The organism is Brevundimonas sp. (assembly GCF_052436175.1).
In the GTDB taxonomy this organism is placed as follows: domain Bacteria; phylum Pseudomonadota; class Alphaproteobacteria; order Caulobacterales; family Caulobacteraceae; genus Brevundimonas.
This window is the reverse complement of the sequence record NZ_JBQVNM010000009.1, coordinates 18,391-38,241: the sequence shown is the minus strand read 5'-3', so window position 1 is coordinate 38,241 and position 19,851 is coordinate 18,391. Positions and strand designations below refer to the sequence as shown.

The window sequence follows — 19,851 nt, the reverse complement described above, 5'->3', positions numbered from 1 at the left end:
TTGTGGGAGAAGGTGCCCCGGAGGGGCGGATGAGGGGTCACCCAGACCTCGAAAGTCGGCGATCTTTCGACCCAAACTCCAGCCGCCGGCATGACCCCTCATCCGTCAGGCTTCGCCTGCCACCTTCTCCCACAAGGGGAGAAGGACGCCTGATCAAGGCCACCCCTCCGCCACGCCCTCCGGCAGCCCATGCTGTTCCCGCCACGCCGTCCGGTTCAGCCGCACCAGGGCCCAGGTCATCGCCCGCACCGACCCCATCTTCCCCTCGGCGTCCCAGATCGCCCCGGCCCAGTCCTGATCCCGGTTCCGCGCCCGGTCGTCCGCCGCCACCTCGGGGCCCAGATGCGCGGCGCGCCAGTGCAGGATGAAGGGCAGGTGCCACAGGTCGAAATCCTCCGGCCGCTTCCCCACCATCCCCGCCGCCAGGGCCGTCGCCAGCTCCTGCGCCTCGGTCAGACGCGCCTCGAACGCCTCATACTGCCCCGCCGCGAACGCCGACCATCCCTCCGCCGGCTCGACCGGCCCGAACGCCGCCTCCGGCCGCCGCCACCCCTCCGCCTCCCGCCGCTTCCACAGGGCCGGCACCCCCACATCATATCGCCGCGCCACCGACCGCGCCGTCTCCCCGCCCTCCCACGCCTTCCGCACCTCGGCCCAGACGGCGTCAGGGCGAATTTTGCGGCGAAAGCGAACGGGTTCCTCGGTCATGGACTCGGAGGATAGGGCGTTGGTGCGTCAGGGGCGGACGTGGCTCACACCACAGCCCCCTCTCCCGTCGGGAGAGGGATGCCGCCAAGCGATATGTCCCCCGCCCGTTGAACTCTAACCAGCCGCGATCCCGCAGCATCTGAAGCTGTTGCCTGATCTTCGGGCGGACGTTGTTGTTGCCGGGATAGAGAGCCGAGAGCGCCGCCTCGTGGGCATAGACGTCGTCGAGGTTGAACTCGGGCCGCCCGATCGCCTCGACCGCGTTCATGACGGCGAGCAGCCAGCCGCGCGCGGTCTGTTTCGTGTCGCGCAGGAACAGGGTGGATCGCCACTGGTCCAGCACCGTCGCCTTGGGCACATGCAGGCCGGTGCGGATCAGGGAGATGCGCCCGGCCAAGGGCACTTGGCCGATCAGGATGTTGCAGCCCTGCCAGCCGGCGCGGCGGGCGGTCATCGACAGCGGCTTCCTCGGCTCGATGATCGCCTCGGTGAAGAAGTGGGCGGGCACGACGATCAGGTCGGTGACGCGGGTACGCGCCTGATCATAGCCCATGACCATCAGACTGGGGTTGTTCCGCGCCTTCAGCCGCAAGGTCTTTGCGCCGTAGGAGCCGTCCATGACCCGGCGTTTGGCGGGGCTCGGCGTTCAGATGGCCGCGTTAAGGAGCAATCCCGATAAGGACCATCGGAACGGCAGGAGTGCTTCGTCCTTGGCGGAGCAGATTGAACAGGTCTCGCTCGTAGTAAGGCACGCCGCTCGACATCTGGCGCTCCATAGACTTCATAGGCACGATTTCGATGCCGACATCAATGTCGCCGTTAGTGAAGAAGCTCATGTGTTTCACGAAGAGATCATGCGCAACAAACGAGTACTTTCCGAGTTGAAACTCTATCGCAACACGGTCCTTAATAAAATCAGTCTGGTTGTATGTATATATTGCCTCGTGACCATTGGCCTCGATGAACGACTTCTGCTCAGGCGGCGATAAAGAAGCCAGCTTCGCTAGTAGGCTCGGATTCTCGCACACCCAGTTTGGTGTCTGGTGCGAATGCCAGCCTAGTGGCTGGAGCAAGGCTTTAGCGGCCTCGTTGATCGCGGTCGGCGAATAGAGAAGGCCTTTCCCCTGCTTACGCTTCTCTTGAGACTCCTTCGTTTTGCACGCTTCGGCATCGATGCCCTCGATAGCGTGAACGACTTCTGACCAGAGTTGCCTCTTGTGATACTGGATGAATTCGAAGCCGTTTAGGTGAGAATGCTGGGCTACAATCTGCACTCAGTGTCCTCCGCGCGGCAGAGATGGATCGTAGACCGGCTTATTCATAGGGCGTGTGCGTAACCGTCCCGCCCGGAGTTCGGACAGGCGCTGGACGGCAACATCGACGTATTCTTGGGTGATGTCGCAGCCGACGCCCTGGCGTCCATGCATGACCGCAGCAACAATTGAAGAGCCCACGCCCATGTACGGATCAAATACGCGATCGCCGGGGCGAGTCATCGACAATACCAGCCGTTCGATGAGTTCGACGGGAAACTGGCAGGGGTGGATTGTCTTCTCAACATGGTTGGACTTGACGTTGGGAATTATCCAAACGTCGCCCGGATTCTTGCCAAGCGGGTTGCCCGACAGCTCCCCGGCCCTTGGTCCTTTGAAGTGACGTTTTCCAGGATACTTGGACGGCACCCGGATCGGGTCAACGTTGAAGACATAGTCGTCGGACTTAGTGAACCACAGGATCGTCTCGTGTCGGCCAGAAAGCCGCTTGGTGCAGTGGAGTCCGTGTTCAAAGTGCCAGACGATGCGGTTCCGCAGCTTCAACCCATGGCTCGAAAACACAGGGTAAAGGACCAGATCGAGCGGAAACACCTCGCCGTTTTGCACGTGGTTTCCGACTTGCCAGCATATCGAACCCTTTGGAGCGAGCAGCCTTACGCACTCGGAAATCACTTGAGCCTGCTGCTGCACGTAAGCCTCAAGGGGGCTCCGGCGCTCATAGGCCTTGCCGATGTTGTAGGGCGGTGAGGTGACGATCAGGTCGCAACTCTCATCGGCCATCGGACGCATGAAGGCGAGGTTGTCCTCACAAGCGACGCGGCTGATGGATTGGTCGTCGAAGCGATGCGGAAATGCGAGCGCGGTTGACATGGCAGCAGACTCCCGGAACATATCGCGAACGAAAAGCGTGCGAGTCGTTACCTGTCAACTGGATCGAATGATTCGATCCGCTGAGAAAGGATTGTCGCCATGGCGTCATACTACGTGAACAACAAAGCCCAGCCCAACGGTGACCATGAGGTTCACGTCGCCACATGCACCTGGTTTCCATCGGACCGAAAGTATCTCGGCGAGTTTGCCTCGTGCGGCCCGGCGGTGACCGAGGCGAAGAAGACCTACTCGAAAGCCAACGGGTGCGCCTACTGCTGCTCGGCCTGCCATACCAGCTAGGACCTACCGCCCCTTCCTGAACTGCTCCGCCTTCTCTGCATTGGCCGCCGCGCGCCAGCGCTTGGGCGCGGCCGTATCGACCGCCTCCCCCTCCGCCGTCAGGACCTCGTTGGCGAATTCCAAGTCCATCAGCTTCATGCGCTTGATCTCGTCGCGCAGGCGGGCGGCGGTTTCGAACTCGAGGTTGGAGGCGGCCTCGCGCATCCTGGCCTCCATGTCCTTGAGGGCGGCCTGGAAGTTGGAGCCGGTGAAGGGTTTGGCCTCGTCCTTCACGCCCGGCGCGGTCAGTTTGTCCATGGCGCGGGACTCATAGGGGCTGTCGAGGATGTCCTTGATCTCGCGCTTGACGCTCTCGGGCGTGATGCCGTGCAGGGTGTTGTATTCGATCTGTTTCTCGCGCCGGCGGTCGGTCTCGGCGATGGCGCGCTCCATCGAGCCGGTCATGCGGTCGGCATAGAGGATGACGCGGCCGTCGACGTTGCGGGCGGCGCGGCCGATGGTCTGGATCAATGAGGTCTCGGAGCGGAGGAAGCCCTCCTTGTCCGCGTCGAGGATGGCGACCAGGCCGCACTCGGGGATGTCCAGCCCCTCGCGCAGCAGGTTGATGCCGATCAGGCAGTCGAAGGTTCCCAGCCGCAGGTCGCGCAGGATCTCGATCCGCTCGAGCGTATCGACGTCGGAGTGCATGTAGCGGACGCGGACGCCCTGTTCGTGCATGTATTCGGTCAGGTCCTCGGCCATCTTCTTGGTTAGGGTGGTGACCAGGGAGCGGTAGCCGGCGGCGGTGGTGGCCTTGACCTCGTCGATGACGTCGTCGACCTGGTTGCGGGTCTGGCCCGAGACCGGGCGGATCTCGACCGGCGGGTCGATCAGGCCGGTGGGGCGGATGACCTGTTCGACGAAGACGCCGCCGGTCTGGTCCAGCTCCCACTTGCCGGGGGTGGCCGAGACGTGGACCGTCTGGGGCCGCATGGCGTCCCATTCGTCGAACTTCAGCGGGCGGTTGTCGATGCAGGACGGCAGGCGGAAGCCGTATTCGGCCAGGGTCGACTTGCGCGCATAGTCGCCCCGGAACATGCCGTTGATCTGGCCGATGGTGACGTGGCTCTCGTCCACGAACAGCAGGGCGTTGTCGGGAATGTACTCGAAGAAGGTCGGCGGCGGCTCGCCGGGCGCGCGGCCGGTCAGCCAGCGGGAATAGTTCTCGATCCCGGCGCAGGAGCCGGTGGCCTCCATCATCTCCAGATCGAAGCGCACCCGCTGTTCGAGGCGCTGGGCCTCCAGCAGCTTGCCGTTCTCGACCATCCAGTCGAGCGTCTCCTTCAGCTCGGCCTTGATGCCGGTCATGGCCTGGTTCAGCGAGGGGCGCGGGGTGACATAGTGGCTGGCGGCGTAGACGGTGACCTCCTCCAGATCGGCGGTCTTCTTGCCGGTCAGGGGGTCGAACTCGGCGATGGCCTCGATCTCGTCGCCGAACAGGCTGACGCGCCAGGCCCGGTCCTCCATGTGGACGGGGAAGATCTCGATGGTGTCGCCGCGCTTGCGGAACATGCCGCGCTCGAAGGCCGCGTCGTTGCGCTTGTACTGCAGGGCGATCAGATCGGCCCGCAGCTTGGACTCGTCGATCGTGGCCCCGACCTTCAGGTCGAAGGTCATGGCGGTATAGGTCTCCACCGACCCGATGCCATAGATGCAGCTGACCGAGGCCACGACGATGACGTCGTCCCGCTCCAGGATCGCCCGCGTCGCCGAGTGGCGCATGCGGTCGATCTGCTCGTTTATACTTGAGTCTTTTTCAATATATGTGTCTGTTCTTGGAACATATGCTTCAGGCTGGTAGTAATCGTAGTAGCTTACAAAGTATTCAACGGCGTTGTCGGGGAAGAAGGACTTGAACTCGGAATAGAGCTGGGCGGCCAGGGTCTTGTTATGGGCCAGGATCAGGGCCGGGCGCTGGGTTTCCTCGATCACCTTGGCCATGGTGAAGGTCTTGCCCGAGCCGGTGACGCCGAGCAGGACCTGATCGCGGTCGCCGGCCTCGGCCTGGGCCACCAGTTCGGCGATGGCGGCGGGCTGGTCGCCGGCGGGGGTGTATTTGGTTTCGAGGCGGAAGCGACCGCCCTTCTTCTTGCCGTCGTGGCTGGGGCGGTGCGGGACCCAGTCGTCGGGCTTGCCCGGGGCCTCGGCCGGCGTCAGGCGCGGGCCTGTGACCGGGGCGAACATCGGCATCTTGCCCGTGTCGTGGATGAAGGCGGCGGCGGCCTCCCTCACGCCCGGGTTCGGGGTGTGGACCGGCTTCTTGACGGCGGGAGCGGAACCCTTGGGGGTCGAGGAACGGTTCATGAACGGAATGTAGGTCGAGGCGGCAGGGGACGCCAGTCAACGCGCCGGGCCGACGACAGGATGCTGACAAAAGCGCAAGGCAGGGTCGGCCGCGACGAAAGCGGATAGGGTCGGCGGATGAAACGAATCTGGGTCGTGATCGGGGTGATGCTGCTGGCGGGCTGCGGGCGGTTGATACCGGATGCGTCCAGGTCCCCGTATAGGGAGCCGACGCAGACGGGGCCGAGGCCCTATCAGCCGGCGCAGACACCGATGGGCAGCGGGCTGGTGGATCGGCCCGTGGACGGTTCGACGCGCGACCGGATCACGCGGACGGCGGCGGACCCGCAGCAGTGCGTCGCCGAGCTTCAGTCGGCGCGGATCAACTATGTGCCCTCGGCGGACCGGGTGAACAGCGAGACCTGTTTCTTGCAGAACGCGGGCGTCATCGGGCCCGACATGGGCACGATCGCGCGACTGACGCCGGCGGAGCCCACCGCGACCTGCGAACTGGCCCTGGCCCTGAGCGTCTGGCGACGGCAGGTGGTCGAGCCGGCGGCGCGGGAGGTGCTGGGCGCCGACGTGATCCAGATCGACCACATGGGGACCTACGCCTGTCGGCCGGTGAACAACCGGGCGGGGGCGCGGCCCAGCGCCCATTCGCGGGCGGCGGCGTTCGATTTCGCGGGCGTCAGACTCCGCGACGGGCGGCGGATCACGGTGCTGGCCGACTGGAACGACGGCGGGGCGGAGGGCGAGTTCCTGAAGCGGATCCGGGACGAGGGATGCCGGGTGTTCGGCACGGTGCTCTCGCCCGAGTATAACGCCGAGCACCGCGACCACCTGCATCTGGAGCCGGGCCAAGCCTTCTGTCGTTAGGAGGGCCTTCTGTCGGTGAGGCGGTCGGGGAGGACGCGAACGCCCTCCCCGCCTGGCTTCATCGCACCGAGGAGATGCGGTTGCCCATGCCGATGCGGTTCAGGTCGGAGACCGAACGGCTCAGGGTCTGGCAGGCGCCCCGGAAGTTGGCGTCGACGCAGACCTGGGCCCGGCCGCGCACGATGCGGATCGAGCGGACATTGTCGTTGAAGCCCGGATACCAGGCCAGGTTGGGCGCGGCGCCCCGCACGCGCAGCGACCGACCGCCATAGTTGGCGCTGGTGTAGAGGATGGCCTCATAGTTGCCGCCGGTCGGAGGCTGGACGCCGCCGCCATTTCCCGGGCCGCCCGGACCGCCCGGACCGCCGGGGTTCCAGCCGCCGCCGCCCGGCCCCCCGGCGTTGCAACGCAGGTAGCCGTTGTCATTGTAGATGTCGCGGCCCCGGCAGCTGTTGACGTCCAGGCTCGAAGAGACCGGCCGACCCTGACGATTGGTGCACTGGGCGGTCAGGATATTGCCCCGCATGGAGGCGCCGCGACAGGACTGCTGATAGCTGCCCGCCGGGATCGTCGGCCGGGGCGGAATCGGGGGCTGCGGGCCACCGCCGCCGCCCGCGCCGCAGCGCAGGTAGCCGTTGTCGTTGAAGATGTCCCGCCCGCGACAGCCGTTGGTATCGATCGAGGAGAAGACCGGGGCGCCGCGGTTGTTCGTGCATTGGGCGCTGAGAATATTGCCGTTCATGTTCGCGCCGCGACAGGTCTGCTGATAGCTGCCCGACGGAAGCTGTCCGCCCGGTCGCGGGGGGCTGGAGCGTTCCTGGGCGACGGCGACGGCCGAAACCGTGGCAGCGAGCGCCAGGGCGCCGGTCAGGATGAAGGTGCGAAAACGAGACATCGTGGAACCGCCTCTCGATTGACGCCGCCGGTCGCGGCCGGCCCGACCCTACGCCGCGCCCATGACGGCACAACCCCATCGGGGGCGCAGGGTTGCAAGTCGCCCTCCGGACTGACCCTGTCCGAATTCCGCCGGACCGCGACGCCGGGATGGGGTGGAATGGGCGCAAGGAGATCGCCATGACCCCGTTCCACGCCCTGCATCAATCCGGCCTGCTGATCCTGCCCAATGTCTGGGATGGAGGAAGCGCGGCCATCGTGCGCGAGGCCGGCGCCCGGGCCCTGGCGACGACGAGCGCGGGCGTGGCCTGGGCCCTTGGCTGGCCGGACGGGGACGTCCTGCCGGTGGATCGGCTGGTGCAGGCGGCGGCCGACATCGTGCGGGCGGCGCGCGGCCTGCCGGTCAGCATCGACATGGAAGGCGGCTATTCCGACGATCCGGCCGAGATCGCGGCCCTGGCGACGCGGCTGGTCGAGGCGGGGGCGCAGGGGATCAATATCGAGGACGGCGGCGGAACACCTGAGGCGCTGGGCACCAAGATCGCGGCGATCCGGGCGGCCGTCGGCGACGCCCTGTTCATCAACGCCCGCTGCGACGTCTGGCTGAGAGGGCTGGCCCCGGACGCGCCCGTGGCGGAGGCCGCGCGTCGGGCCGGGCTCTACGCCGACGCGGGGGCCGACGGGTTCTTCGCTCCAGGCCTGACCGACACCGACGACATCGCGCATATGGTCGCCGCGACGCCCCTGCCCCTGAACCTGATGGCGCGGCCGACCTTGCCGGACGCCACAACTCTGGAGGCCCTTGGCGTGCGTCGGTTGAGCGCCGGGTCCGGCTTGGCGCAGGCCACGCTCGGCCGGGCGGCGGCCGTGACGAGAGCCTTCCTGACGGACGGCCGCTCGACGCCCCTGTCGGACGAGGCCCTCGACTACGGGAAGATGAACGGCTGGATGAGCTGAGCGAAACCCGTCCGAAAACCGCGAGACGAGGACGGGCGATCGCGGCATTCTGGGGCCATGGCCGCCGCCCCGCCCGACCGACTGATCCTAGATCGCATCGACAGCCCGATCGGGCCGCTGGATCTGGCGTTTGATGCGCAGGGGCGGCTGCGGGGGCTGGGCTTCGACAGCGAGGTCGCAGGCGGGCTGACGCGGGCGATGCGGCGTGAGTATCCGTCGGCGGCGCTGGAACGGGGGGCGGCGCCGAAGGCGGTCGTGGCGGCGGCGCGCGACTACTTCGACGGCGACCGGACGGCGCTGGAGCGGATCGGCTGGTCGCTGGACGGGGCGCGGTCGTCAGGCGGATTCCAGGCCCGGGTCTGGCGGGCCCTGACCGAAGTGCCGCCCGGGCGGACGATCTAATATGGCGAGATGGCGCGACGGGTCGGCGAGGCGGATGGGCTCCACGCCAGCGCGGCCCAAGCGGCGGGCGCGGCGCTGAACCGCAACCCGATCGCCCTGGTGCTGGCCTGCCACCGGGTCGTGGGCGCCGACGGCTCCATGACCGGCTTCGGCGGCGGGCTGGAGCGCAAGACCTGGCTGCTGCGCCACGAAGGCGCCCTGCTGATCTAGCTCCAGCCCGACCCGGCTTGAGGATCAGCGGCGCACGCGGGCGCGGGTTTCCAGATCGGCTAGGCGGCGGTCCAGATAGGCGCGATCGTCGGCCGAGGCGTTGAAGCGCGCATAGGCGGCGGCGAGGCGGGTCAGGTCCTCATGCTCGACGCGCAACTGGGCCTGGGCCGTGGCGCCCAGGCCGCTGGACGGCAGAGCGCGGGCGATGGCGTCAAGGCGCGCCTCGGGCGTGCGGGTCGCGGAGCCGCCGCCATTGCCATAGCCGGTGTCGCCGATGCGGGCGTCCAGAGCATCCAGACGGGTCTCGATGTCCTGACGCTCACGGGCGGTCAGACCATCGATGAAGTATTCAGCCTCGGTCCGGCTCAGGGCCGCGTAGTCGGCGCGCAGGCGGGTGGCGTCGGTGCGGGTCAGTGTGCGGGCGCGGACGGCGGCGTCGATGCGCGCCTCGAACTCCGCGCGGCCGGCCGCGACGGACTGGTAGCCGCCGAGGTCATCGCCATAGCCGCCATCCTCCAGAGCCGTGGTCAGGGCCTCGTACCGGGCGGTCAGGTCCTGGCGTTCCTGGGTGGTGAAGCGGCCGTCCTGGCCATAGCGGGCCTCGAGCTGGACCAGGGCGTCATAGTCGGAGCGGATGCGGTCCGCCGAATACTGCTGGAGAGCGCCCGAACGCACCTGGGCCGTCAGGCGGGTGTTGAAGGTCGCCTGTTGCGCGGCCAAGGCGCGACGACCGCGGCTCCATTCGGCGTCGACGGTCCCCGTGGTCTGGCCGCCGAGCAGGTTCTGCAGGATCTGGCCGAAGACCTCCTGGCCCGAGGGCTGGGTCTGGCCATAGGGCTGCTGGGTTTGCCCGTAGGGCGTCTGGGCCTGGGTCATCCCCCCGACCGCGAGGACGAGGGCGCCGGCCGCAACGGCGGTGAAGGTCTTGATCGATGTCATGGGGTGTCTCCGTGGATTCCGCCGCGTGTGGCTAATCCTGTCGACCGGGTAACGCCGTGCGACGGCCGAGGTTGCGGGGGCGGCTGCGATCGACGCCATCGGATTTCGGAATTGAAACCCATCGGGCCGGCTTGCGTCGGCGGTGAAACACTCGGGCGCCGCTCCCGACACAAACGCCGTTGAAACATCCCCGTCGTCAATCGATCAGGGGGATACTGATTTGGACCGCGAGCCGCTGCACCTGTTCATCGCCACGCCCTGTTACGGGGGGATGGTCTATCAGCGCTACATGCAGTCGATCTGCGCCCTGCTCCTGGCGGCCCAGAACGACGGATCGAGGGTGTCGGTGCAGTTGCTGGGGAACGATTCCCTCATCACGCGGGCGCGCAACACCCTGGTGTCGATGTTCCTCGACAGCGACGCGACCCATCTGATGTTCATCGACGCCGACATCGGCTTCTCGCCCGAGGAGGTCGTGCGGCTCATCCGTCACGACAAACCGGTGACGGCCGGCTCCTATCCGCTGAAGATCTTCCATTCCGGGCCGGAGGTCGCCGATCATGTGCTGTCCGGCGAGCCCTTGGCCACCGCGACCCTGCGCTATGTCGGGACGCCCCTGCACGCGGGTGAAGGCGACAATGGGTTCGCCACGGCGGAATATGCGGGCACCGGCTTCATGCTGATCCGTCGTGACGCCCTGGAGCGGATGATCGAGGCCTATCCCGAGACCCGGTTCAGCGCCGCCCATGACCGCAGCGAACCCAGCGAAAGCCCGAACCTCTACGCCCTGTTCGACTGCATGATCGACCCGGAGACGCGCGAGTATCTGAGCGAGGACTACACCTTCTGCCGCCGCTGGCGCGACATCGGCGGCGAGGTCTGGCTGGACCTGCAGAGCCGTCTGCAACACACAGGCCCCTGGGAGTTCGCCGGGGACCGCAGCGCCAGGACGGTCTGATCTTGAAGGCTCGACCGGCCCCATCCACCTCCAACGGTGGTCGTCAGACTGCGCGATGCCTGGGGCGTGGAAGCCTGCCGACGCCGGAGCGTCAGCGGTTAGGCCCGGTATAACGGGGCGGCGACCAGGCGCAGATAGGAAAACCTCCGTCATGGGGCGATAGGCTGAAACGCCGCGCATACGACTCTGACGTCGGCTTCATATAGCCTCGGATGCGTTCCGCCTGGTTGGCCTGGGCGTAGACCTGGATGCCGCAGATCGTGAACGGCTCCGTGAAGCGAGAACCGGCCGTGTCGCTGACCTGTATGCCCCAGCTCAGCCGTGTGCCGTCGTAACTGGGCTGGTAGGGGTCGTACTCGTCGTTGAAGTGGGCGACCACCGCGTAATAGCACACGCCGCTGGACACGCACCGGCCCAGGCGGCGCGGCGCGGGCGGCGTTACGGATGCGGGCGGAGCGACGGCCGCGGCGACGGAGGGGGCCGGAGCCGGCGCAGGAGTCTGCGGTGCCGAGGCACGCTGGGCAGCCTGTCGAGGCCAATGGACGTTGGCGTCCACCCAGCGCGTCATGCCGGCGGCTCTCTGGGCGGAGCTCAGGCCCATGTGGTACCGGAACCAGAGCGACTCTTCCGCGGAGAGGAGGCTGAAATCCGCCGTTTGACCCAGGCGAGCGTCAAGGCTCGTCCAAATCCTATCGGCGGACCAACCCGCCATGGCGGAGGGAACGGGCGGGGGCGCATAGACCGAGGGGTCCACGGGATAGACCTTGAGCGAAACGGAATAGGCGCCGCCCGCGCCCCCTCCGTCCACCCGGATAAACCGATCCCAGCTGAACAGGCTGGAGCCGACGAACCGCTCGTCCCTGCCACCGGCGTTGTCAAGGTTCTGGACGGCGCCGCTGCACGACGAATCGACCGAGGCCCGGACGTCGAAGGCGGTCGAGCGGACGACGACGTCGTGGATGGCGCCGCGCGGCGACTTGAACCGAAAGCAATCCGCCTCCGTCCGGCCGGTCGCAGCCATGCGGGCCTCGACAGTCTGGCCGGAGCCGATCTCGGTCGGGGTCTGAACCCAAGCCCGGGCGACCGAGGCCGAGCCGAGCACGGCTAGGGCGGACAGGACCAAAGCGAGCTTCATGACACGGACTCCGACCGACGTCACAGCATCGCTCGCGCGCGTGCAACGTCCAAGCCCCGGGAGCGGCGGCGTCAGGTCCCGTCAGACCCCGGCCGTCAGTCCGCCAGCTTCGGCCGGCCCTCGCTGATCTCCTGCGCCTCCCACTCCTCGATCTTGCGGGCCGTGTATTCGGGCGACTTGGTGAAGCGGGCGAGGACGCCGTAGATCACCGGCACGACGTACAGGGTCAGCAGGGTCGAGAACATCGCCCCGGCGAAGATCACCACGCCGATGGTCTGGCGGCTGCCGGCGCCCGCCCCCTGCCACAGGACCAGAGGCAGGGCGCCGAAGGCGGTGGCGATGGACGTCATGATGATCGGGCGAAGACGGAGCGTCGAACTTTCGATGATGGCCTCGGTGATGGACCGGCCCTGATCCCGCAACTGGTTGGCGAACTCCACGATCAGAATGCCGTTCTTGGCCGCCACACCGATCAGGATGATGAGGCCGATCTGGGAGTAGAGGTTGAGGCTTGACCCCGCCATGGTCAGACCGAACAGGCCGCCGGCGGCCGCGAGCGGGACCGTCAGCATGATGACGGCGGGCGTGATCCAGCTCTCGAACTGGGCGGCGAGGACAAGGAAGACGAGCAGGAGCGCCAGGCCGAAGGCCGCGACCACGGCGCCGCCGGCCTCCTGCTGGTCGCGGGCGGCGCCGCCCCAGCGCAGGGCCACGACGCCCTGCTGCTGCTGGGCCGCGACGTCGGTCAGGAACTTGACCCCGTCGTCCAGGGTGTAGCCGGGATTGAGATCGGCCGAGAGACTGATCGACCGCTGGCGGTCGAGGCGACGGCGGTCGGGGGTGTCGCCGGAGGTCTGGGTGGTGACGACAGAGGACAGGGGCACGAGCTGGCCCGAGCCGGTGGCGACATAGAGGCTTTCCAGGTCGTCCACCGTGCGGCGTTCGTCGCGGTCGGTCTGGAGGATGACGTCGTATTCCTGGCCGCCCTTGATGTAGGTGGTGGCGCGACGGGAGCCGAACATGGTCTCGAGCGTGCGGCCGATGGCCTGGGACGAGACGCCGAGGCCGGCGGCCTTCTCCGGGTCCACATCGACCAGCAGACGCGGCGAGGTCGGCTCATAGTTCAGGCGCGGGCGCGAGAAGCCGGGATTTTCCAGCGAAGCCGCCAGAACCGGCTGGAGCCAGTTGTAGATGTCGGCGTATTCGGCGCCGGTGACGATCATCTCGACCGAGTTCGATCCGCCGCCGCCGCCGCCGCCGCGCTGGAAGGCGCCGGGGACCGAGGCGTTGACCTGGGCGTCGGTCTGGTTGCGCAGCTTGCCGTTGATCTCCTGGGCGATCTCGTCGGCGGTGCGATCCCGCTTGGACCAGTCGGCCAGGATCATGTTGGCGTTGCCGGAGTTGAAGCTGCCGCCGCCGAAGCCAGGCGAGGAGACGAGGTAGGAATCGGCCTCGCCGCTGTCGCGATACTCCTGAAGGATGGGCTCCAGCCCCAGCATGATCTTCTTCGTGTAGTCGAAGCCGGCGCCCTCGGGCCCGGCGACGCGGATCTGCACCCGGCCGCGATCCTCGCCCGGGACCAGTTCATTGGGTAGGGACAGAAACATGCCGGCGGCGCCGCCCGCGACCACGACGATCAGGCCGATGACGCCGAACAGGGCCACGCGGCGACCCAACAGGGCCGAGAGCGAGTTTCCGTAGGAAGACTTGAGCTTGTCCATCGCCCAGTCGACCCGGCGATTGAGCCAGCCGCCGTGCAGGGCCGGCTTGAGGATCTTGGACGCCATCATCGGCGAAAGGGTCAGGGCCAGGAAGGCCGAGAAGGCCACGGCGGCGGCGATGGCGGCGGCCAGCTCGACGAACAGGCGGCCGACGTATCCGGGCAGGAACAGCAGGGGCGCGAAGACCGACAGCAGGACGATGGTGGTGGCCACGACGGCGAAGAAGACCTGACGCGCGCCCCGCTCGGCGGCCACCAGGGGCGGTTCGCCATGGTCGAGGCGACGCTGGATGTTCTCGACCACCACGATGGCGTCATCCACCACCAGACCGATGGCCAGGACGAGGGCCAGCAGGGTCAGGAGGTTCAGCGAGAAGCCCAGAGGGGCCAGGACGATGAAGGTGGCCAGCAGGCAGATCGGCGCCACGATCGACGGGATCAGGGCGGCCCTAAGACTGCCCAGGAAGATGAAGTTGACCAAGGCCACCAGGGCCATGGAAATGCCGATGGTGATCCAGACCTCGTCGATGGCGTGGGAGGTGAAGACCGAGTTGTCCGACCCGACCTCCAGCGTCACGCCGGGCGGCAGGCTGGACTGGACGTCCTTCACCAGTTGGGTCACGCCTTCGGAGATGGCGAGGTCGTTGGACTGGGCCTGACGGGTGACGGCCAGACCGACCTGATCCAGACCGTTGCCGCGGAACAGGCGGCGGTCCTCCGCGGGCGCCTCCTCGACCCGGGCGATGTCGCCGAGGCGGGTGACATAGCCGGTGCGGCCCTGGATGGCGCCGGACGCCCCACTGGGCAGGGCGGCGGCGGTGGCCGCGCCGGTGGTCTGGGTCGCCGTGGTGGTGGTGGCCGCGCCGCGCGTGCCGATCGGCAGCTGGCGGAAGTCCTCGGGCCGGGAATAGGTGCGGGCGACGCGGACGGTGTAATCCTTTTGGCCCGATTCCAGCTGGCCGGCGGGCAGTTCGACGTTCTGGGTCGTCAGGGCGGTCTCGACGTCGGTGACCGTCAGGCCGCGCGAGGCCATGGCGGCGGCGTCCAGCCAGATCCGCATCGCATACTGTTGCTCGCCGAAGATGTTGACCTGGGCGACACCGGGGACCGTGGCGAGGCGGTCGACCAGATAGCGGTCGGCGTAGTCGGTCAGCTCCAGCCGGTTCATCGAGGTGGACCGCAGGAACAGGATGATGATCGGAGAGCTGTCGGAATCGGCCTTGGCCACCTCCGGCGGGTCGGCCTGGTCCGGCAGACGACCGACGACGCGGTTGACCCGGTCGCGCACGTCGTTGGCGGCGTCGTCGATGTTGCGGTCCAGCGAGAACTCGATGTTGACGCTCGAGCGGCCGTCGCGACTGGTCGAGGTGATGCGCTCGACGCCCTGGATGCCGGCGATCTGTTGCTCCACCGGCTCGGTGATGCGGCTCTCGATGACCTCGGCCGAGGCGCCGGCATAGGTGGTATTGACCGAGACCACCGGCGGATCGACGTCCGGCAGTTCGCGGACCGGCAAGAAGAAGAAGGCCGCCGCCCCGATGACGCACAGCACGATGGCCGCCACCGCCGCAAAGACCGGGCGGCGGACGGAAAGGTCTGAAATCATCATCGGGCGGGCGTTCCGGCCTTGCCGGCGCCGCCCTGACGCTGGCCATTGCCCGTCGTGACCGGGGCGTTGGGCTGGATCCGGTTCAGGCCCGAGGCGACGATGCGGTCCCCGGCGGCGACGCCGGACAGGATCTCGACGAAGCCGCCCTCGACCGCGCCGGCCTGGACCTCGACGCGCTGGGCCGTCTCGCCGCGATCGCCGCGCACGATGCGGTAGACATAGGCCGTCTGGCCCTCGTACTGGACGGCGGCCTCGGGGGCGGCGGTCGAGGTGCGCTGGCCCTGGGCCACCGCGACCCGCAGCATCATGCCGGGCAGGATGCGACCGCCGGGGTTGGGGAACTCCGCCCGGGCGGTGACGGCGCGGGTGGTTTCATTGATGCGGCTGTCGATCAGGGCGATGCGGCCAGAAAAGGCCTCGTTGCGATAGGCGTCGGCCGTCGCCGTCAGGGGCAGGCCAGGGCGCAGCACGCCGAGATAGCGCTCCGGCACCGGGAAATCGACGCGGATGACGCTGGTGTCGTCCAGGGTGGCGATGACGCCGCCGGGGCTGACCAGGGTGCCGGGGGTGACGGTGGTCAGGCCGATGATCCCGGCGAATGGCGCGCGGATGACCCGGTCGCCCAGACGCGCGCGGGCTGCGGCGAGAGCGGCGCGCGCCGAGGCCAGGTCGGTCTCGGCCTGTTCGGCGGTGACGCGCGGGGCGATGCCGCGATCGGCCAGGGTCTTGTAGCGGTCATACTGGCGCTGGGCCTGATCGACCTGGGCCTGGGCCTCGATGATGCCGGCGTCTTCTTCCCGGGCCTGAAGCTGCACCAGAGGCGTTCCGGCGGCGACGCGCTGGCCGTCGGTGAACATCACCCGGGTGATGAGTTCGGAGGTCGAGGAGGTGATGTTGACCGAACGCTGGCCCCGGGCGACGCCCAGGACGCGGATCTGGTCGGAGAAGTCGCGGGTGGAGACGGTCGCCACGGCCACGGCCTGACCCCGTCCGCCCCGACCGCCGCCGGGTCCGCCCTTCTTCTCGGCGCCGTCGCCGGCGAAGGCCAGCTTGAAGACGACGGCGATGACCATCAGACCGAGCAGAACGCCCGCCGCGATCAGGAAGAAGTGGCGTTTGATCACGAACAGCACGCTCCGGCGTAGAGGAAACCGCGCATCCGTCGTTCCAATCCCGGGGGACCGAACCGGAGGCGGCGAGGCTTGAACGCCGGACCTCCTACATTCCGTCGCGGCATCCGCCAAGAATGAGACGCAGGATAATTGGACCGCCGCCGGTTGCAGATACGCAGAAGGCGTCGGAAGGATGCGTGGCGCCCCGCGTCAGAGCGTCACGCCGTTCTCCAGCCTCAGGCGGCGCCGTCCATGAGGGCGTGGAAGCGGTCGAACAGATACAGACTGTCCGTCGGCCCGGGCGAGGCCTCCGGGTGATGCTGGACGCTGAACACCGGGCGGTCCTTCAGCTGGATGCCGCAATTGGTGCCGTCGAACAGGCTGACGTGGGTCTCCTGCACGGCGTCCGGCAGGCTGTCGCGATCGACGGTGAAGCCATGGTTCATCGAGACGATCTCGACCTTGCCCGTGGTCAGATCCTTGACCGGATGGTTCGCGCCGTGGTGGCCCTGATCCATCTTCACCGTGGCGGCGCCGAGGGCGAGGGCCAGCATCTGGTGGCCGAGGCAGATGCCGAAGACCGGCTTGCCGCTGTCGACCAGCTTTTTGATCTCCGGCACGGCGTATTCCCCGGTCGCGGCCGGGTCGCCCGGACCGTTGGACAGGACGACGCCGTCTGGGTTGCGGGCCAGCACCTCCTCCGCCGTCGTGGTGGCGGGCACGACGGTGATCTTCGCGCCGGTCGAGGCCAGGGCGCGCAGTATGTTGCGCTTCACCCCGTAGTCGATGACGACGACGGTCTTGCGGCCCTCGGTCTTCGGATGACCTTCCGGCCATTCCCACAGACCCTCGTCCCACTCGAACGCCTGCAGCGTCGAGGCGGGTTTGGCGAGGTCGAGACCGACCAGCCCGGTCCACTCCCGCGCCCGGGCGACCAGGGCCTCGAGGTCAAACCGGCCGTCGGGATCGTGGGCGATGACGGCGTGGGGCGCGCCCTTGTCGCGGATGATCTGGGTCAGGGCGCGGGTGTCCACCCCGGCGAGGCCAACCACGCCGCGCGATTTCATCCAGCCGTCGAAGCTGTTCTGGCTGCGCCAATTGGCCGGATCGGTGGGGACGTCGCGGAAGATCGCGCCGCGCGCCGATGTGTCGGAGCCGCCGCCCATCTGTTCGATGTCTTCCACATTCACACCGACATTGCCGACGTGGGGGAAGGTGAAGGCCAGGATCTGGCTCATGTAGGAGGGGTCGGTCAGGATTTCCTGATAGCCGGTCATGGCGGTGTTGAAGACCACCTCGCCCAAGGCCGAACCGTGGGCGCCGACGCCGATTCCCTGCAGGATCGTGCCGTCCGCGAGCGCCAGGACGCCGGTGCAACCGGGGAGAAGCTGAGTGGTCATGGCGGCCTCCTTAGCACCGAATCCCGACGGGCAAACGGCGGCGTCACTAAAGAGTGCGGGAGGTCGGGTCAACGGATGATGTCGGCCCGCCCGCCGGTCCGGCGCACCCACAACCACCCGACGCTCGTCACGCCGAACAGGACGATGGCCGGGACGACCGATCCGGGCGAGGCGGCGATCACGGTGCCGACCGAGAAGACCAGTCCCACCCCCGCCAGCAGACGCCAGGCGGACGACCGGGTCGCGCGGAACAGGCTGATGCAGCACAGGGCGTAGAGGCAGATGGTCAGGACGGTGCAGGCCCCCATCAGCAGGCCGAACTGCCCGGCCAGGGTTGGCTGAATCGTGGCCACGACCAGCAGGGCCATGATCGCGCCGTTGATCAGCGGGTTGCTCAACGGCAGCCGCCCCGGCGTGGCGGCCGACCCAAAGACGCGCGGAAGATAGCCCGCCTCGCCCGCGCTGCGGGCCGTCTCACCGCCCAGCATGGTCCAGCCGGCGATGGTCCCCAGGGCCTTGATGACGGCGCAGGCGGCCACGATCCCGGCGATGGAGGCGCCGAAGACCCGCGCGGCCAGATCGGCGAAGGGGCTGGTCGAGGCGGCCAGTTCGCCCGCCGGGATGACACCGAAGACGGCGACGGAGGCGCAGACATAGACCACGAGGGCCAGGGCCACGCCGCCGACGCTGGCCCGGCCCACGTCCCGCGCCGGATTTCTGACCAGCCGCGACAGGGCCGCAGCGCTCTCCAGCCCGAGAAAGCTCCAGAAGACGATGACCAGAGAGGCCGGGATGGTCTGGACCAGAGGCTGGCCCTCGGGGCTCCAGGAGGCGTTGAAGGTCGCGGGCGAAAAGGCCAGGGCGCCGGCGACGATGGCGAACAGGATGGGCAGCAGACCAATGACCAGGGTCGCCGCCCCCAGTCGCGCCGCCGTCCGCGCGCCCGACGCATAGGCCGCCGTGGTGACGCCGATCAGCACGAGATTGGACAGGGCGCCGAACAGGGGCTCTTTCAGGACGGGAAAGAAGAAGGCCAGATAGCCGGTCCCCGCCAGGGCCACCGCCACATTGCCGGTCAGGCAGACGGCCCAGTAGGCGATGGCGGTCTGGTAGCCCATGAACCGGCCCAGCCCGCGCCGGGTGAAGTCCGACAGGCCGTCGGCGTCCGGCTGATGCTGCCCCAGACCGGCGAAGACCGCCGCCAGCACCATGGCCCCGGCCCCGCAGATCAGCCACCCGATCAGGCTGGACGACCCGACGGCCGCGAGACTGACCGGCGCCAGATAGACGCCCGACCCAATCATGTTCCCGGCCACCACCAGGGCGGCCAGCCCCCAGCCCAGCTTGCGGGCAGTGGGAACGGGAATGACTTCGGTCTGGCTCATGGCGTCAGACTATCCGGGGATTCGCGCGCCGTCCCAGGCGAAGACGCCGCCGCTGTCGGCCGGGGTCAGGCCGTCGAGCACGGCCAGCAGGCGTTCGGCGGAATATTCGGCCGTGAACAGCTTGTCCGGCTTCACCCCCTTCTGGAACGGGGCGCTGAGGTCTGTGGCGACCGTGCCGGGGTGCAGGCCCGCGACCACCACCTGCGGATGGCTGCGGGCCAGTTCGACGGCGAGGTTTCGAAGGATCATGTTCAGCGCCGCCTTGGACGCCCGGTAGCTGTGCCAGCCGCCCAGCCGGTTGTCCAAAATCGACCCGACCCGGGCCGACAGGGCGGCGAAGACGGCGGGCCGGTCACGCGGCAGCAGAGGCAGGAAATGCCTGGCGACGAGCGCCGGGCCGACTGTGTTGATCCGGTAGTCGCGCAGCAGATGCTCCGCCGTCATCGCCCGATAGCTGCGCTCGGGGTCATGGCCGGAATGGAGGACGCCGGTGGCCACGAAGACGAGGGTCGGCGCCGGCCCCTCGGCGACCCGGGCGGCGGCGGCGGCGATGGAGGCCTCGTGCTCCAGATCCAGACCCGTGCCGGAGCGCGACAGGGCGTGGACGACGGCGAACCGATTGGAGGCCCGCAGGGCCGTCGCGACGGCCGCGCCGATCCCGCCCGAGGCGCCGATGATGATCGCCGATGTCGTCACGCTGGGACCTTCTCTTTGTGTCGATTGCGAACGCAGGGGTGAGTAGTGCTAGTGAGCGAGGGGTGAGCGCGATCCTCGGCC

At 68.0% G+C, this 19,851-nt stretch carries 18 protein-coding genes; 5 read left to right on the top strand and 13 right to left on the bottom strand.

Annotated features, from left to right (window positions below; translation table 11 throughout):
• Nucleotides 1-153: 153 nt before the first annotated feature.
• The 5 genes from ACT6QK_RS03935 to uvrB all read right to left on the bottom strand — a co-directional run bounded on the left by ACT6QK_RS03935 (nucleotide 154) and on the right by uvrB (nucleotide 5,495).
• Nucleotides 154-708 (bottom strand): hypothetical protein, encoded by a 555-nt coding sequence (locus ACT6QK_RS03935; RefSeq protein WP_444596504.1) that lies wholly within the window; start codon nucleotides 706-708, stop codon nucleotides 154-156.
• The gene (locus tag ACT6QK_RS03930; protein WP_444596503.1) at nucleotides 665-1,327 is read right to left on the bottom strand and encodes a DpnI domain-containing protein; all 663 of its coding nucleotides are present in this window, start codon (nucleotides 1,325-1,327) and stop codon (nucleotides 665-667) included. The genes ACT6QK_RS03935 and ACT6QK_RS03930 overlap by 44 nt, the downstream gene beginning before the upstream one ends.
• A 40-nt stretch (nucleotides 1,328-1,367) precedes the next feature.
• A complete protein-coding gene (locus ACT6QK_RS03925; protein WP_444596502.1) occupies nucleotides 1,368-1,982 on the bottom strand; it encodes a BglII/BstYI family type II restriction endonuclease in 615 nt (204 codons plus the stop codon).
• Nucleotides 1,983-2,852, bottom strand: a complete 870-nt coding sequence (locus ACT6QK_RS03920) for a DNA-methyltransferase (protein WP_444596501.1) — start codon at nucleotides 2,850-2,852, stop codon at nucleotides 1,983-1,985.
• Nucleotides 2,853-3,155: 303 nt separating this feature from the next.
• Nucleotides 3,156-5,495, bottom strand: a complete 2,340-nt coding sequence (uvrB, locus tag ACT6QK_RS03915; protein ID WP_444596500.1) for an excinuclease ABC subunit UvrB — start codon at nucleotides 5,493-5,495, stop codon at nucleotides 3,156-3,158.
• 252 nt (nucleotides 5,496-5,747) lie between these two features.
• On the opposite strand from uvrB, the gene ACT6QK_RS03910 reads away from it, so the two are divergent.
• Nucleotides 5,748-6,353 (top strand): extensin-like domain-containing protein, encoded by a 606-nt coding sequence (locus ACT6QK_RS03910; protein ID WP_444596499.1) that lies wholly within the window; start codon nucleotides 5,748-5,750, stop codon nucleotides 6,351-6,353.
• Between the two features lie 58 nt (nucleotides 6,354-6,411).
• Here the strand turns inward: ACT6QK_RS03910 and ACT6QK_RS03905 are convergent, their stop codons facing one another.
• Nucleotides 6,412-7,248, bottom strand: a complete 837-nt coding sequence (locus tag ACT6QK_RS03905) for a CVNH domain-containing protein (protein ID WP_444596498.1) — start codon at nucleotides 7,246-7,248, stop codon at nucleotides 6,412-6,414.
• A 179-nt stretch (nucleotides 7,249-7,427) separates the two neighbouring features.
• Here ACT6QK_RS03905 and ACT6QK_RS03900 point away from each other — a divergent pair, with 179 nt between their 5' ends.
• The 3 genes from ACT6QK_RS03900 to ACT6QK_RS03890 are packed head-to-tail and all read left to right on the top strand — an operon-like array spanning nucleotide 7,428 to nucleotide 8,816.
• Nucleotides 7,428-8,204 (top strand): isocitrate lyase/PEP mutase family protein, encoded by a 777-nt coding sequence (locus tag ACT6QK_RS03900; RefSeq protein WP_444596497.1) that lies wholly within the window; start codon nucleotides 7,428-7,430, stop codon nucleotides 8,202-8,204.
• A 57-nt stretch (nucleotides 8,205-8,261) separates the two neighbouring features.
• Nucleotides 8,262-8,606 carry a hypothetical protein gene (locus tag ACT6QK_RS03895; RefSeq protein WP_444596496.1) on the top strand — a complete coding sequence of 115 codons (345 nt, stop codon included), beginning with the start codon at nucleotides 8,262-8,264 and terminating at the stop codon, nucleotides 8,604-8,606.
• A gap of 9 nt (nucleotides 8,607-8,615) precedes the next feature.
• Complete coding sequence (locus ACT6QK_RS03890; RefSeq protein ID WP_444596495.1) at nucleotides 8,616-8,816, top strand: methylated-DNA--[protein]-cysteine S-methyltransferase; 201 nt, start codon at nucleotides 8,616-8,618, stop codon at nucleotides 8,814-8,816.
• A gap of 24 nt (nucleotides 8,817-8,840) precedes the next feature.
• Here the strand turns inward: ACT6QK_RS03890 and ACT6QK_RS03885 are convergent, their stop codons facing one another.
• Complete coding sequence (locus ACT6QK_RS03885; protein ID WP_444596494.1) at nucleotides 8,841-9,755, bottom strand: hypothetical protein; 915 nt, start codon at nucleotides 9,753-9,755, stop codon at nucleotides 8,841-8,843.
• Between the two features lie 220 nt (nucleotides 9,756-9,975).
• Between ACT6QK_RS03885 and ACT6QK_RS03880 the strand changes: the two genes are divergently transcribed.
• The gene (locus ACT6QK_RS03880) at nucleotides 9,976-10,713 is read left to right on the top strand and encodes a hypothetical protein (RefSeq protein WP_444596493.1); all 738 of its coding nucleotides are present in this window, start codon (nucleotides 9,976-9,978) and stop codon (nucleotides 10,711-10,713) included.
• A 91-nt stretch (nucleotides 10,714-10,804) separates the two neighbouring features.
• Here ACT6QK_RS03880 and ACT6QK_RS03875 read toward each other — a convergent pair whose 3' ends face one another.
• From ACT6QK_RS03875 to ACT6QK_RS03850, 6 genes are all read right to left on the bottom strand, one after another.
• Entirely contained in the window at nucleotides 10,805-11,848 is a 1,044-nt protein-coding gene (locus tag ACT6QK_RS03875) for a hypothetical protein (RefSeq protein WP_444596492.1), read from the bottom strand.
• A gap of 95 nt (nucleotides 11,849-11,943) precedes the next feature.
• Nucleotides 11,944-15,174: an efflux RND transporter permease subunit gene (locus ACT6QK_RS03870; protein WP_444596535.1), complete on the bottom strand. Its 3,231-nt coding sequence runs from the start codon at nucleotides 15,172-15,174 to the stop codon at nucleotides 11,944-11,946.
• Complete coding sequence (locus ACT6QK_RS03865) at nucleotides 15,174-16,301, bottom strand: efflux RND transporter periplasmic adaptor subunit (protein WP_444596491.1); 1,128 nt, start codon at nucleotides 16,299-16,301, stop codon at nucleotides 15,174-15,176. Before ACT6QK_RS03865 ends, ACT6QK_RS03870 begins: the two co-directional genes overlap by 1 nt.
• Before the next feature lie 224 nt (nucleotides 16,302-16,525).
• Complete coding sequence (gene carA / locus ACT6QK_RS03860) at nucleotides 16,526-17,689, bottom strand: glutamine-hydrolyzing carbamoyl-phosphate synthase small subunit (protein WP_444596490.1); 1,164 nt, start codon at nucleotides 17,687-17,689, stop codon at nucleotides 16,526-16,528.
• Nucleotides 17,690-17,757: 68 nt separating this feature from the next.
• Nucleotides 17,758-19,074 (bottom strand): amino acid permease, encoded by a 1,317-nt coding sequence (locus tag ACT6QK_RS03855; RefSeq protein WP_444596489.1) that lies wholly within the window; start codon nucleotides 19,072-19,074, stop codon nucleotides 17,758-17,760.
• Between the two features lie 9 nt (nucleotides 19,075-19,083).
• On the bottom strand, nucleotides 19,084-19,770 hold the full coding sequence (locus ACT6QK_RS03850) for an SDR family NAD(P)-dependent oxidoreductase (RefSeq protein ID WP_444596488.1): 687 nt from the start codon (nucleotides 19,768-19,770) through the stop codon (nucleotides 19,084-19,086).
• Nucleotides 19,771-19,851 lie beyond the last annotated feature (81 nt).

Bases quoted from the DNA above. Each gene is read 5' to 3' on its own strand.
- ACT6QK_RS03935 (WP_444596504.1), bottom strand. From the start codon at position 708: ATGACCGAGGAACCCGTTCGCTTTCGCCGCAAAATTCGCCCTGACGCC.
- ACT6QK_RS03930 (WP_444596503.1), bottom strand. From the start codon at position 1,327: ATGGACGGCTCCTACGGCGCAAAGACCTTGCGGCTGAAGGCGCGGAAC.
- ACT6QK_RS03920 (WP_444596501.1), bottom strand. From the start codon at position 2,852: ATGTCAACCGCGCTCGCATTTCCGCATCGCTTCGACGACCAATCCATC.
- uvrB (WP_444596500.1), bottom strand. From the start codon at position 5,495: ATGAACCGTTCCTCGACCCCCAAGGGTTCCGCTCCCGCCGTCAAGAAG.
- ACT6QK_RS03910 (WP_444596499.1), top strand. From the start codon at position 5,748: ATGGGCAGCGGGCTGGTGGATCGGCCCGTGGACGGTTCGACGCGCGAC.
- ACT6QK_RS03905 (WP_444596498.1), bottom strand. From the start codon at position 7,248: ATGTCTCGTTTTCGCACCTTCATCCTGACCGGCGCCCTGGCGCTCGCT.
- ACT6QK_RS03900 (WP_444596497.1), top strand. From the start codon at position 7,428: ATGACCCCGTTCCACGCCCTGCATCAATCCGGCCTGCTGATCCTGCCC.
- ACT6QK_RS03895 (WP_444596496.1), top strand. From the start codon at position 8,262: ATGGCCGCCGCCCCGCCCGACCGACTGATCCTAGATCGCATCGACAGC.
- ACT6QK_RS03890 (WP_444596495.1), top strand. From the start codon at position 8,616: ATGGCGCGACGGGTCGGCGAGGCGGATGGGCTCCACGCCAGCGCGGCC.
- ACT6QK_RS03885 (WP_444596494.1), bottom strand. From the start codon at position 9,755: ATGACATCGATCAAGACCTTCACCGCCGTTGCGGCCGGCGCCCTCGTC.
- ACT6QK_RS03875 (WP_444596492.1), bottom strand. From the start codon at position 11,848: ATGAAGCTCGCTTTGGTCCTGTCCGCCCTAGCCGTGCTCGGCTCGGCC.
- ACT6QK_RS03870 (WP_444596535.1), bottom strand. From the start codon at position 15,174: ATGATTTCAGACCTTTCCGTCCGCCGCCCGGTCTTTGCGGCGGTGGCG.
- carA (WP_444596490.1), bottom strand. From the start codon at position 17,689: ATGACCACTCAGCTTCTCCCCGGTTGCACCGGCGTCCTGGCGCTCGCG.
- ACT6QK_RS03855 (WP_444596489.1), bottom strand. From the start codon at position 19,074: ATGAGCCAGACCGAAGTCATTCCCGTTCCCACTGCCCGCAAGCTGGGC.